This window comes from Pantoea sp. X-Soil-YNGN-785 (assembly GCF_059730585.1).
On record NZ_AP035942.1, the window covers coordinates 2,288,179 to 2,300,890 of the forward strand.

Annotated in this window: 14 protein-coding genes and 3 pseudogenes; 4 read left to right on the plus strand and 13 right to left on the minus strand. The window is 53.7% G+C overall.

What is annotated here, in order from left to right; genetic code table 11:
* Positions 1-30: 30 nt before the first annotated feature.
* Positions 31-1,059, minus strand: coding sequence for a phage portal protein (locus AC6I8E_RS10685; RefSeq protein WP_497823959.1), 1,029 nt, complete (start codon positions 1,057-1,059; stop codon positions 31-33).
* Positions 1,059-2,821, minus strand: a pseudogene (locus tag AC6I8E_RS10690) (terminase ATPase subunit family protein). The gene AC6I8E_RS10685 and the pseudogene AC6I8E_RS10690 overlap by 1 nt, the downstream one beginning before the upstream one ends.
* A gap of 6 nt (positions 2,822-2,827) precedes the next feature.
* On the opposite strand from AC6I8E_RS10690, the pseudogene AC6I8E_RS10695 reads away from it, so the two are divergent.
* Positions 2,828-2,971: pseudogene (locus tag AC6I8E_RS10695) on the plus strand (tail fiber assembly protein); the annotation flags it as partial.
* A gap of 70 nt (positions 2,972-3,041) precedes the next feature.
* On the opposite strand, the gene AC6I8E_RS10700 reads toward AC6I8E_RS10695, so the two are convergent.
* From AC6I8E_RS10700 to AC6I8E_RS10725, 6 genes and pseudogenes are all read right to left on the minus strand, one after another.
* Positions 3,042-3,482 (minus strand): WapI family immunity protein, encoded by a 441-nt coding sequence (locus tag AC6I8E_RS10700; protein ID WP_346435457.1) that lies wholly within the window; start codon positions 3,480-3,482, stop codon positions 3,042-3,044.
* A 17-nt stretch (positions 3,483-3,499) separates the two neighbouring features.
* Complete coding sequence (locus tag AC6I8E_RS10705) at positions 3,500-4,174, minus strand: hypothetical protein (protein ID WP_497823960.1); 675 nt, start codon at positions 4,172-4,174, stop codon at positions 3,500-3,502.
* A 201-nt stretch (positions 4,175-4,375) separates the two neighbouring features.
* Positions 4,376-5,086: a replication protein gene (locus AC6I8E_RS10710; protein ID WP_497823961.1), complete on the minus strand. Its 711-nt coding sequence runs from the start codon at positions 5,084-5,086 to the stop codon at positions 4,376-4,378.
* 59 nt (positions 5,087-5,145) lie between these two features.
* The gene (locus AC6I8E_RS10715; RefSeq protein ID WP_497823962.1) at positions 5,146-5,754 is read right to left on the minus strand and encodes a GIY-YIG nuclease family protein; all 609 of its coding nucleotides are present in this window, start codon (positions 5,752-5,754) and stop codon (positions 5,146-5,148) included.
* Between the two features lie 34 nt (positions 5,755-5,788).
* Positions 5,789-6,061 carry a CII family transcriptional regulator gene (locus tag AC6I8E_RS10720; protein WP_497823963.1) on the minus strand — a complete coding sequence of 91 codons (273 nt, stop codon included), beginning with the start codon at positions 6,059-6,061 and terminating at the stop codon, positions 5,789-5,791.
* A 116-nt stretch (positions 6,062-6,177) separates the two neighbouring features.
* Positions 6,178-6,294: pseudogene (locus tag AC6I8E_RS10725) on the minus strand (Cro/CI family transcriptional regulator); the annotation flags it as partial.
* Between the two features lie 21 nt (positions 6,295-6,315).
* Between AC6I8E_RS10725 and AC6I8E_RS10730 the strand changes: the two are divergent.
* Entirely contained in the window at positions 6,316-6,813 is a 498-nt protein-coding gene (locus tag AC6I8E_RS10730) for a tyrosine-type recombinase/integrase (RefSeq protein WP_497823964.1), read from the plus strand.
* Positions 6,814-7,121: 308 nt separating this feature from the next.
* On the opposite strand, the gene AC6I8E_RS10735 is transcribed toward AC6I8E_RS10730, so the two are convergent.
* Genes AC6I8E_RS10735 through copC form a run of 3 tightly spaced genes read right to left on the minus strand, consistent with a single transcriptional unit; the run spans position 7,122 to position 8,755 of the window.
* A complete protein-coding gene (locus AC6I8E_RS10735; RefSeq protein WP_013358153.1) occupies positions 7,122-7,469 on the minus strand; it encodes a YebY family protein in 348 nt (115 codons plus the stop codon).
* A gap of 28 nt (positions 7,470-7,497) precedes the next feature.
* The gene (copD, locus tag AC6I8E_RS10740) at positions 7,498-8,373 is read right to left on the minus strand and encodes a copper homeostasis membrane protein CopD (RefSeq protein WP_370420964.1); all 876 of its coding nucleotides are present in this window, start codon (positions 8,371-8,373) and stop codon (positions 7,498-7,500) included.
* A gap of 4 nt (positions 8,374-8,377) precedes the next feature.
* On the minus strand, positions 8,378-8,755 hold the full coding sequence (gene copC / locus AC6I8E_RS10745) for a copper homeostasis periplasmic binding protein CopC (RefSeq protein WP_285720462.1): 378 nt from the start codon (positions 8,753-8,755) through the stop codon (positions 8,378-8,380).
* A 150-nt stretch (positions 8,756-8,905) separates the two neighbouring features.
* Between copC and AC6I8E_RS10750 the strand changes: the two genes are divergently transcribed.
* On the plus strand, positions 8,906-9,139 hold the full coding sequence (locus tag AC6I8E_RS10750; RefSeq protein WP_033733020.1) for a DNA polymerase III subunit theta: 234 nt from the start codon (positions 8,906-8,908) through the stop codon (positions 9,137-9,139).
* Positions 9,139-9,807, plus strand: coding sequence for an exodeoxyribonuclease X (gene exoX / locus AC6I8E_RS10755; RefSeq protein WP_033783311.1), 669 nt, complete (start codon positions 9,139-9,141; stop codon positions 9,805-9,807). Before AC6I8E_RS10750 ends, exoX begins: the two co-directional genes overlap by 1 nt.
* On the opposite strand, the gene AC6I8E_RS10760 is transcribed toward exoX, so the two are convergent.
* Entirely contained in the window at positions 9,801-11,864 is a 2,064-nt protein-coding gene (locus AC6I8E_RS10760; RefSeq protein ID WP_497823965.1) for a prolyl oligopeptidase family serine peptidase, read from the minus strand. The genes exoX and AC6I8E_RS10760 overlap by 7 nt on opposite strands.
* A gap of 126 nt (positions 11,865-11,990) precedes the next feature.
* On the minus strand, positions 11,991-12,647 hold the full coding sequence (locus AC6I8E_RS10765; protein ID WP_497824703.1) for a tellurite resistance TerB family protein: 657 nt from the start codon (positions 12,645-12,647) through the stop codon (positions 11,991-11,993).
* Positions 12,648-12,712: the final 65 nt, after the last annotated feature.

The window sequence follows — 12,712 nt, forward strand, 5'->3', positions numbered from 1 at the left end:
CCCCCAACTCAAAAGTTGGGGGCTGATAATTCATAAACTATAATCTTTAAATTTTATAATTTCTTTTCCAATCCAATTATTAATCTCTTTCATGCGCTCCTGCAGCGGTGTTAGTTCGTTACGCACGAATACCTGAGACGCTTTCACCGCATCCCCGAATCCGCCGGAGTTGTCCGGTATAATCCCCATCATCTGCGGCGGCACACGGTGCGCGCTTAGCAGGTCATCGCGGCTGGCCTTCTTGATGTTAAAGAAATCGTCTTTCGTTGCGACCTCGCTGAGCGGCAGAATCTTGATCCCGTCCGGCTTTCCGTTTGGCGCGTACATGAACAGGTTACGGAAGTTACCCAGCCCTTTCGTGTCGCGCATCGCCTGGCGCATCCGATCAACGTCGCTGCTGCTCTGCGCCGCGTCGGTCATATACAGGATGTAACCGGCGTGCGCGCCGTTCTGATAATACTTGCGGCGGAACAGCGTTGCCGCCTCATTCAGCCAGGCGGAGTTAAGCGCGCTGAGGTATTCCGGCAGGCCGTACAGCTCCTGATTAATATCCGGCTCCAGCAGGTGAAACACGCTGCCGGCCGAAAATTCGTGCGGCTCTTTCCAGTCATTCACAAACCAGTAAACGCCATCCTTTACGCCTCTGCGGGTGAATTTGGCCGGGGTGGTTTCAAGGCGCAGCGGCTTACCCAGACCGTTGCGGCGCAACTCGGCAAAGGCATTACCGAAGACCAGATAATCCAGCGCAAATTTGCTGAACTCCTGCTGACTCATCATCGGGTGTGGAATAAACGTTGAGGCCAGAATGTTGCGCTTCACGTAAATCGGCGAGCTGTGATGCACGGCCGAGCGCAGGCTCTTAGCCAGCCCGCTAAAGCTGACTGGAGGCTCAAACCAGCGCCCATTGCCGATGCACTCGGCGTAATCCAGAATGTCGCGCTTATCCATGACCGGCGTCGGATCGCCAAAGGTGAACGCCTCGGCGTGCTGCTGCGGTGCGGTTGCCTGTACCGGCTGCGCGGTGGCGATGTGAGCCTTGCGGCCTCTGCGTTTGCTCATCAGTAAAATTCCAGAATAGAGGGGTTAGCGCCGCCGCTGGCTGCGGTGAGCGGTTCGTTTAACAGTGCGTGCATGATGGCCCAGGCAACGTCGGCATGGCTGGCCTCTTCGCTGCGGCTCGCCTCATAGGTTGAGCGGTTGCCGCTGGCCGTCATGGTTTTGCGGATAGCCATAAACGACTGCGTGATATCCGTCGCCCCGGCGTCATACTCAAGCCGCCCGCTGCTGATGGTGTCTTTCGCCTTGAGCACCATTGCCGTTTTCACTTCGGGCGAGTATTTGATTTCGCGAGCGGCCGGGTAAAACTGACGTACCAGCTGAAAAACCCCCTGCCCTATGCCGGTGGCATCCACGCCGATATATTCCACGGTGTATTTTTTCGTTAAGTCCTCGATAGATTTCGCCTGCGCGGCAAAGTCCATGCCCCGCCACTGGTGACGCTCCAGCACGCGGAACTTACCGCCCGCAACGAGCGGCGGCGCGATAACTGCACAGCCTGCGCTGTCGCCGGTATGCGACGGGTCATAGCCGATCCAGACCGGCCGGTATGCAAACGGGCGCGGCAGGTACGGGTTAAAATCTTCCCACTCTTCCAGGCTGTCGATCATGCAGCTCTGCAGCTCGGCGAACGGGAATACGCTCGCGGCGTCATCGACAAACTCACACATCAGCAGGTTCTGATATTCCGCCGGGCTGTATTCAAGCTGCAGCTGGTCAATGTCGAACAGGTTGCAGCCGCCGGTCAGCGCGTCTTCAACCGTTACAATCTGCCGCCACTGGCCGTCACCGCACAGCGCGCCCTTCGCCAGGTGTGAATGCGACAGGTCTATTTCAATGCGATCATCTTTGCTGCGCCGCCCCTTATTAAACAGCTCGCCTGACCAGAACGGATAAGCGCTGTGCGACAGGGCCGACGGCGTGGAAAAGTACGTTGTGCGCCATTTTTATGCAGCGACATGCCGCTGGCGACTTTGCGCAGCTCCTGGAATTTCGGGATCCAGAAATACTCATCCAGATAGAGGTTGCCGGTATAACTCTGCGCGGTGCGCACGTTCGTACCGAGGAATATCAGGCGCGCCCCATTCGGCAGCACAATGGGATCGCCTTTCAGGTCAACGTCAGCCTGGCGGGCAAAGTCGATGATGTAGTTTTTAAAGACGTGCGCCTGCGCCTTACTGGCTGAAAGAAATATCTGGTTGCGCCCGGTGGTCAGCGCATCGATCAGCGCCTCGCGGGCAAAGTAAAACGTTGCGCCAATCTGGCGCGACTTCAGGATATTGCGGATGCGGTGAGTCAGCCCGGCTTTATGCCAGTTGAGCTGATACTCAAAGCAGTTATCCATAAACACGCCGGTCAGCTTGTCTACCTGTTCCTCGCTGAACTCATTTTTAACAACCGGCTGGCGCTGGCCTTTGTTGCGGTTGCGCACGTTCGGGTTTAAGTCTGCCTCGTTGCCGCTGCTGCGGTAGCGCTCAACGCGGGCAAGGCGCTCAATCTGACGTCCGAGTGCGTCTATCTCTTTGTAATCACCATTCCCCTTTACCTCTTTCATGATGAGCTGAATCAGCCGGGCTTCCATGCTGGATTCAACGCGACTGATGGGCGCGACGTTGTCCCACGCGTCGCGCAGCTTCCAGCTCTGCACGGTTGGCGTTTTCTGTCCGAGCGTCTCCGCAATCTGGCGCACGGAATAACCCTGCCAGTAAAGCAGCGCAGCCTGACGGCGCGGATCGCTGATGATGGTTGTCGGTGTCGTTTTCATACCGGCAAGGCTAACGGTATCACCCAGGCATGGCAGACGCAGCTGCTGCTCGGCATCATTACTGATGCGGATAAAGCTACGCTAACCGCCTGGATGAAGTACGTGCAGGCGGTACAGGCGGTTAATATTGCTGCGCCAGATTTTGCCTAGCCTGAAAAGCCCTAATAAAAAACCCCCGTTACAACGGGGGTTTAGATGAAATTTTTTAATGTAGACATGCCTAATTCTGCCATTCAATCATTTCATCAAGCCGCTTCAGAATGTCAGGAAAATAGCTTTCATTAAGGCTGAAGTCACCTTTAACCTGAACGCTGTCAGCATGTGGTTCAGGGCGGATATCAAACTCCACTATAACACCATCTTTACCCGTAACTTTTCTGATAACCATATTGAGCTGGCCACGTTCGCTGCGAAAATTAAAAGGTTTTAATTCACGCTGCGTGATAATTGCCTGGTAATGTGCGAAAAACTCATCCTTTAAAATCTTTAGCTCGCCGATGGTAAATTCAGTTTGAAACTGCATTTTAAGGCCGCTAACAGAGAACTCAATCCAGGACTGGATCCAGTCCCATAGATGATCAACCGGGTCGGCCTCATCGTCTGAGATTCTTTCAAAAGGAGAAATCACAAATGTGAAATCTTCATTGCGCAAATCAAACATACAAGTTTTCCAGTCTGTTAATCCATGTATTTAAAATGCGATATCGTCCAGTCTGTCTCACGCACGACGACTTCAAGTGTGTATTCTTTATACTCATATTCCATTGTTTGCTTATTAAAGCGTAGTTTAAACATTCTGGTCTCATATCTGAACATACCTTCACCTTTGCGGGGATCTGCCGTCCGCCTGCCATAGCGAATCGCTATTTCCTGAATTTGCAGAGGGACATAGCGACTTGGTTCATACATATGTTTTGCAGCAGTCTCGGTCATTTTAAGGTTACGTGCATGCAGCCCGAGTTTAAGTCTGCTGCGCAGAAAGGATATAGTGGAGTGACTGAGCTTCGCATAAACAGCGGCACGTGCCCCTGATTCAAACAGCACCCGCCCTGTACGAAGGATACGAAAAATTCCCAAGCCAAACAGGGCAATATCCGTGGGATCAATCAGGGGTGTTTCAAGTGGCGCTTCTTCCAGCCTGACAAAATGTCCCTGGACATCATAAATCTGCCACAAACCCGGAGCCTGTGCGACCGAGTAACCAATACACATACCGCTGGATTCATCTGTCACGGGCTTTGCATTTCTTGGCAAATGACCGGGGCGAATCTCAAAAAAAACGCCCTGAGGCAATCTTGACTCAAATGTGTAGTAACGTCCGGGTTCCTGTCTTACGGCTGTTCCTGAACTCATTCTCAATCCCTCGTTTATGACACTGGCTGTTTTATAGTGCCACAGGAAAGTAAAACGATCATTACGCGTTAGTTGCCTGTTCAGATGTCAGCAAACTGCAACCGCATGCATGACCCCGCCTGACCTGACACCCTGAGCACACCCTCAAAACGGAGTGCATCAGATGTCTGATTATCATCACGGTGTTCGGTGTCTACAGGGTCATGAGTTAGCCCAGGCAGCCCAGTTAGGGGCTTTTGCAGTTGGAGTAACTACCTTCACCCTGCTGAACATCCACTCGGCGGCCTTCAGGTCATCATCTGTTCCCCACTTGTCGCCTTTCGGTGAATGGGTCGCTGCTTCAGGTCGAATGATCGGGAGATTCTTCAGGGGTGTGTCGGAGGATTCGCCAGAATTCTCAGACGTAGTGTTTTTAATATTATTGTTTTTATATTCTTGTTCATGATGCGCGCCTTTATGCTCGGACATATGCGCGGGGGTAGCTTCTGAAGCCTTGGTACTACTGGCTTCGTTATGCTCGGGTATATGCGCGGCTCTATGCGCGGGGGTTGGGGTCATTTTTTCAGCATATTCGGCATAATTCAGGACGGTAATAAGCGTCCCTTTTCTGCGTTCAGCTTTTACTGAAATCATCTCCTCCTTCTCGAAGAAGGCCAGCATCCTCTCGACTGCGTGTCGGCTTGCTGGCTCTCCATTGCGATCACAAAGTGATAACCCTAAATCTGCTGAGGTGGTTACCAGTTGCCCGATTTCCAGAGGCCATCTGTGGCCTTTGTAATTTGCCGTGTATGGCTGTCTGGCTGCGTCAATGAGAAGGTTTTCCCATAGCGTCCTCAGATAGACATCCTTCGCCCAAGGCTGCTTTTTGACGCTCCGGTACAACGGGATGTAACCATGCTTCTGGTTCTCCATCCTGTTGCTCCTAAACTGAGCGGTTTGCTGTTCCGGGAAAGCAAGAATTCTGGCCGTACTCATGAGTCACCATCCTTGCCGGGCTTTATTAAAGCGAAGCCCTCACCGGTATAAACCATGACTGCTCCATCCTGTGTCAGTTGCCTCACCAATGAGGCACCAATGCAGGCCAGAGCCCAATAGGTATTGCCTATACTACCAAAGGCACTAATGCCCATTTCTTCGAGCATGAATTCAGTGTCATGCGCGAAAAAGTAATCGTCGAAGGTGACGAAGTTAAACTTGTCTGCAAGCTCCTCAACAGAACTCGCCTCGCCAAATGGCAGGCACCTACGACACTCAGTCAGAATCTTGTCCAGTGAACAGGCAAAGAACTCCCTGGACTGCGAAACGCGAAAGCGAGACAGCGATTCATGAATGATTTTCTCATCTCGCTCAGGGTTAGCAGAAATGAACTTTGCCTTTACAACAAAATCCGTGGGGGATCCTGACGACTTTGATAGCTGACCTGCTCTTTGGTTAGGGTGAAGCCGCGTAAGCCCAATCTTGTACATACCAGGCATAGAAGGGTTTGATAAAACGTATACCCAGCCTTTCGGATTAAAATCTGACGGGAAAGGCATGCTTTCCGCCGGTTGCATATTCAAAAGTCTTTCAATTAGTGCCATAATTACTACTGTGAATTGATCCAGTCATTTCGCATCAGGCCTCGAAGCTGTTCGCGCAGCTCGGGGCTTTTTCTTTTCCCATCGCAGCTGCAACCGCTTGCCGGGCTACTTCTGCAATCAGGCTCGTTTCCCAAACCTTCTCCAGCAGCACGAAAACCGTCGCCATATCGCGCAGGTTTAAACGGCTTACCTTCGATTCATGCCATCCGGCCTCATCAGCCAGAACGCGCTGTCCTTTGTGAGTAAGGCGGCTGCGTAATTCTGTTTCTACTTCGTTGATCAACTTGCTATTTCTTGCGTGTTCCATGATTGATAATTTCCTTGTAGGTAAATGATTGCGTGACATTGCGGTGAGCAAGTCACTTCGGTTTTGCTCCGACATTTCGGTGGGAGCGGGGTCAGAGTTTTAAAGAGCGGTGTTGCTTACTTCTTGATGCTTGGGAAAGGCTTTAACTCCTCACCCTTAACGGTTCCATCGGACTGAACGGTCACAAAAATCTGTCGCCCCGTCCGAATGGCCTTGCTGATTGCACACTGGATATCCGAAAGGCCGCTGAGAGTATGGGAGGGTGGCTGCAGAACGCGATGAATATTGGCCTGCTCACCGGGCAGCGCCGGGAAGACATCACGCTAATGACCTTCAACGCTATCAGAGATGGCCGGCTATTTGTGACACAAAGCAAAACCGGTCATAAACTGGCGGTTCCGCTGAGTCTCAAGCTGAAAGAACTTGGCATGTCACTGGAGAGGATCGTAGAGGAGTGTCGGAAGGATAACCCATCGGATAGTCCGATTTATTCTGCGGTCCGTCGCGGGGGAAGAAAACCAGGGCCGGTTTCACCAGATGCGCTCACAGGTGCATTTGCAGAAGCGCGTGAAATAAGCGGAATTAAATTTGGCACTAACCCTCCGACATTTCATGAAATCAGAAGTCTTGCCAGCCGACTATATGAAGTGGAAAATGGAGAGAATTTTGCGCAAAGATTACTCGGCCATAAAAACCTTTCTATGACTAAAAAGTATCTCGATTCGCGCGGTCAGGAATATGTAATGGTATAAATTGAATATAGTGATTTCGGGATATTTTCGGGATATTTCGTAACCACCCTCAAAAACACCATATAAATCATAGCACTAAAAAAAGACCGAATACGATTCCTATATTCGGTCCAGGGAAATGGCTCTCAAGGAGCCGTGCGCTAAAAGTTGGCATTTATGAAGGCGGTGTCGCCTTGCAATTTAAGGTTAGAACAGCGCGGTGGAAATGCCAGCAAACGCGGGAATCAGGGCCATAAACCGGATCAGTTTGTGATCGCAACGGCAAAAAATCGGTGATTGGGCGCAGCGCAAAGCTGCACCCGAGAGGTTTATTTACCGCACAGCGCCTGGGTGCGCTCAACAATCGGCTGCAGACTCATCATCTGACCCGGATGCGCCTTGTCTTCGGCCTGAATCACGCTAATCGGCTGCGCTTTCACCTGTTTGTTTTTAAACAGCTGGTCGGCGATGTCGTTCAGCGGGTATTGCATCAGCGTGCTCGGGTTGATGGCAAACATCGCACCATCTTTCTCGCAGGTCAGCATCACCTCTTCACGGTTAAACGGCCACTTCTCTTTCCCGATCTCAAAGCGGCTGACGGTAATGATTTGTGCCGCCAGCGCCTGGCCGCATACGGATAACAACAGGATTGCGGGGATCACTTTCTTCAGCAACATAACTACCCTTTTCTCTCTTAAACCACATTCAGGCGGGTGACAGCGTAGCAAATACGCTCACCAGCCCAACCACACCACACGCCAGCAGCAGTTCAAGCTGCGTCATGCGAATAAATTTTTGCTGCGTCCCGCTGCCCGCCAGGCGGAAGCGCGGCACCAGCCAGTATCGATTGATCAGCGCCACCAGCACCATCAGGGCAACCAGCAGCACCTTGCACAGCAACAACACAATGTAGCGTGAATCGTGCCACATGAGTGGCCAGCCTGCGATCATCACACTGTTTATCACACCACTCAGCAGCGTTAGCGCTACAGCCAGATGACCATAGCGCGAAAACCGCATCATGGTACGAATCGCGTCAGTGCGTCGATCGATCTGGCGCGCCTCGCGCATCAACAGCAGCAAGGGCAACAATCCGCCCACCCAGAACGCCGCCGCAATCAGATGCATTGCCTGGTTAATCTGCTGAAGCAGACCGGGCAATCCATCACGCATCGCGGCATGACCTATCAGGGCCATGCAGGCAAGTTGCAGCAGGCCCGCCAGCAGTAACACCTGCTGACGCAGCTTTCCGGTCAGTAATAATGCGACAAGAGCCACAACACTAAAGAGTATTTCCCACTGCCACACCGCACCAAAATGTGTGTCGAGCACCGCCAGCCAGATGTCGAAATCGGCAAGATTGGTACTGTCGCCGCTCATCAGCACATTCTGGCAGGCCAGCATCAATAGCGCACTCAGCAGCGCCAGCCAGGCGCTCCCCTTCACCAGCGGATTTAATCGCCGCGCCAGCAGGGGTCGATAACGTTTGGGTGCCAGCAGTGCGCTGTAACAGGCGCTGCCGGTCAGCAGCATCACGGCAGCGAAATGCAGTCCGCGCAGCAGGATCCAGAGGGTGGTCACCGGGTTACTTCACGCTAAAGCGATAGCTTCCTGCGGTTTTATGTCCATCCACCGACAGTACATGCCAGTTGACCTGATAACTGCCCGCTTTCAGCGGCTGAGAAAGGCCGATAATCAGGCGATTTTTCTGGTCAGCTTCAACGCGGGCTTTGGTCGTCTCAACGGGTTTCTGTGCATTGTCCAGCAGCGTAACGCCGCTGAATGCCGCTTCAATATCTTCGCTAAAATTCAGCGTCAGCGCATCGGGGGATGTCGTCACCTGCGCTTTAGCTGCGGGTGCGGAAGACTGGAGATGCGCATGCGCTGCGGCCAGCGAGCTGAATGCCATTAGTCCGGCTGCCGCCAGCGCAATAACCATGCGGGAAATGGGTTTTTTCTGCATAAGATCATCCTTTTAACCGCCGCCAGGGCGATAAACGTGGCAAAAGGATACGCTGCTGGTTTTGCACTGTCGAGGCCAGCGATGCGATCCTTATCCTTGATTCATACCGCCGAAAACATTACTTTTGCCGGCTATCGTCAGGAGAATATTATGAGCCATAACCTTGCCGTGCTGTCCCAGGAAGAGAAAGACAAGATCAATGTCGATTTGGCGGCAGCGGGCGTGGCGTTCAAAGAGCGCTATAACATGCCGGTTGTTGCCGAGATGGTGGCGCAGGAGCAGCCCGAAGCGCTGCGTGACTGGTTTCGTCAGCGTCTGATGCAATACCGCCAGGCATCACTCAGCCTGTCGCGCCTTCCTTATGAACCGAAGATGAAGCAATGATGTTCCGCGTTATCGATACCGAAACCTGCGGTCTGCAGGGCGGCGTGGTAGAAGTCGCGTCCGTGGATGTGGTCAACGGTCAGATTGTGAATCCAATGAGCGATCTCACCCTGCCCGACCGCCCTATCAGCCGTCAGGCGATGGCGGTGCATCGCATTACCGAAGCGATGGTCGCTGGTAAACCGACCATTGAAGAGGCGATCCCGCGCTATTACGGCAGTGCTTTCTACGTGGCGCATAACGCTAGCTTTGATCGCCGGATGCTGCCGGAGATGTACGGTGAATGGATCTGCACCATGCAGCTGGCGCGCCAGCTCTGGCCGGGCATTAAATATGGCAACCAGGCACTGCGTCATTCGCTGAAACTGGATGTGACGCCGCCTGCTGATCTGCATGCGCACCGCGCGCTCTATGACTGCTATGTCACGGCGGCGCTGCTGATTCGGATTATGGAGGTCTCCGGCTGGGGTGCTTCCGAGATGATTGTGCGTTCACAACCGGCGGCCCAGCGCGACGACATTCTGCCGTTCGGTAAATATCGCGGCCAGGCAATTGCGGTGATTGCGAGAAAGGATCCGGGCTACCTGAAGTGGGTGCTGAATAATGTCAGCGATCTGCGCCCGCCATTGCGGCAGGCGCTGAATAAATACCTGTCGGAGTCTCAGTAATCCTGAGCGGGCGGCAGAGTGCCCTGCGCCAGTCCCAGCAGGAAGGTGTATTCCATCGCGATACCTTCGTAGGCTTTGTAACGCCCCGACTTGCCGCCGTGACCGGAATCCATATCGGTGCAAAGCAGCAGCAGGTTGTTATCCGTTTTCAGCGATCTCAGCTTCGCCACCCACTTGGCCGGTTCCCAGTACTGCACCTGTGAGTCGTGCAGGCCGGTGGTGACCAGCAGGTGGGGATACGCTTTCGCCTCAATGTTGTCATAGGGGCTGTACTGGCGGATGTAGTGGTAGTACTCAGGATCGTTGGGGTTGCCCCACTCGTCATACTCACCGGTCGTCAGCGGAATCGACTCATCCAGCATGGTGGTAACCACATCCACAAACGGCACCTGCGCCACCACGCCGTGGAAACGCTGAGGTGCCAGATTAATTACGCCGCCCATCAGCAAGCCGCCTGCACTGCCGCCCATCGCATAGAGCCGTTCCGGGTGGCCGATGCCGCGCGCCACCAGCGCATCCGTGACATCGATAAAGTCGGTGAAGCTGTTCATTTTATTCAGCAGGCGACCGCCGTCATACCATTGCTGTCCCAGCTCACCGCCGCCACGTACCTGTATCAGCGCATAGACAAAGCCGCGATCCAGCAGGCTCAGACGGCTGACGCTGAAATCGGCATCCATGCTGCTGCCGTAGGCGCCATACCCACAGACCAGCATCGGGTTCTGACCGGGCTGATAATGTTTGCGGTGATAGACCAGCGACACCGGTACTTCGGTGCCATCGCTGACTTTGATCCAGTGATGCTCGCTTTTGTAATCCTCCGCGTTAAAGCCTTTAACCTGGCTCTGCTTCAGAATGCGGCGTTCGCCGGTATCCATATCCAGTTCAAATAGCGTGGTCGGCGTGGTCATCGACGAATAGCCGTAGCGCAATTTGCTGGTGCGCGGCGTCGGATTGTACGCCAGCCAGGTTACATAGGTCGGATCGTCAAAGGCGATGCCGCTGGTCTCGCCGCTGGCCCAGTTAATCTGTCGCAGGCTGGTTAAGCCGCGCTGGCGCTCCTCAACCACCAGCCAGTCGCGGAACAGCTGGAAATCCTCCATAACCACCTGTTCCCGTGCCGGGATCAGCGTTTCCCAGCGAGTCTCATCCAGATAGCGACTGCGATACAGCCCGAAGTTTTTGCCTTCGCGATTGGAGCGAATGAAGAACTGATGATCGTAATGGTCGATGCTGTATTCATGATCGCGACGGCGCGGCAGAAAGACATGTGGCTGTGCATCGGGGAAGTTCGCATCGATCAGCTGAATTTCGCTGGTGTTGGTGCTGTAGAGCGCAATCATGATGAACTGCTTGGAGGTGCTCTTGTGCACGCTGAGATGATAGGTGTCATCCTGCTCTTCGTAGACGAGCTTGTCTTCCGACTGCGGCATACCCAGTTCATGTCGCCACACCTGATACGAGAGCAGCGTCTGCGGATGTTTCTGCACATAGTAGATCGTACGGGAGTCGTTGCCCCAGGCGAAGCTCGATGAGGCGTTACTCAGCACTTCAGGATACCAGCTGCCACTCTCCAGGTTGCGGAAACGGATGCCGTACTGACGTCGCGACAGGAAATCTTCGGCCAACGCCATGACCCGGTTATCGGGGCTGATGTGCAGCGCGCCCATCGTGTAAAAATCGCTGTGCGAGGCGCGCTGGTTGGCATCCAGCAGCAGGCTCCACTCACCAGACTCCTCGCTTGCTGCCGGCTGACGGTAATAGGCCGGATATTCGTTACCGCTCTGATAGCGGCTCTGATAGCGGTAACCGTTTTTCACATAAGGCACTGAGTGATCTTCAGGCGGCAGCCGATCGATAATCTCTTTTAATACCCGGTCCTGCAGAGGCTGCTGCGATGACATGATTTTTTTGCCGTAATTGTTTTCGGCACGCAGGTAATCAAGGACTTCGCTGTTTTCACGTTTGTCGTCGCGCAGCCAGTAGTAGTCGTCAACGCGCGTCTCACCGTGCAGCGTCATCTCATAGGGAATTTTTTTTGCGATGGGTGCTTTCATCCATCCGTCTCCATCAACGTAATGATCTGTAAGCGTAACACTTCAGCAGCCGGAAGCCAGGTATGACGTGAGAAGCTGCCGCTGGCCAATCACTTCGTGTGACCAGCCAGCGGACTTCAGCCAGGATTAACCGGCAGGCAGACGGGCTTTTTCAGCCTCAAGATCCTGCTGGATGCCGTCGCGGACATCCTGAGGAATTTTCAGCGCGTCGCCCAGCGCGGAGAGATAGCTGCGTTCCATGAAGTGATCGACGTCGATAGCGGTACAGCTCAGGAAGTAAAGCTCCAGCGCCTCTTCCTCATTTTTCACATCGGCGGCCAGCCACTGCGGGTCCAGCGGGCGGTTCATCGCTTTCTGAATCAGCTGTTCTGCATCCTGGCCGTAACCGGACTGATGAATATTCTGCTCAATGGCTGCCCGCTCCTGATCGTCGATGTGTCCGTCACTTTTAGCGGCAAACACCAGCGCCGTGACCAGACGTTCAGCGCGCTGGTCTATGGGCGTCTGAGCCACGCCAAAGTCAGGTTCATTCTGGTGCGCTTCGCTGACCCGCTGCTTATATTTGTTCCACAGCACCGCACCAGCGGCCGCGCCACCACCAATAATCAGCGCTTTGCCGCCATATCTGGTCAGCAGTTTGCGTGAAGACTTACTGGAGACCAGCATGGCGGCCAGACCGCCCAGCGCACCCGGTGCCAGCATGTCACTTAAGCCGCTGCCCGATTTGCCTTCACCGCCCTTCTTTGCCAATACCGACTGAATCTGTTGCAACCAGTTATTCATCATTCACTCCTTTCAGGATGTCAGCCCGCTATCCTGACTAAAAGCATGTCAGGAAACGTCAGAGC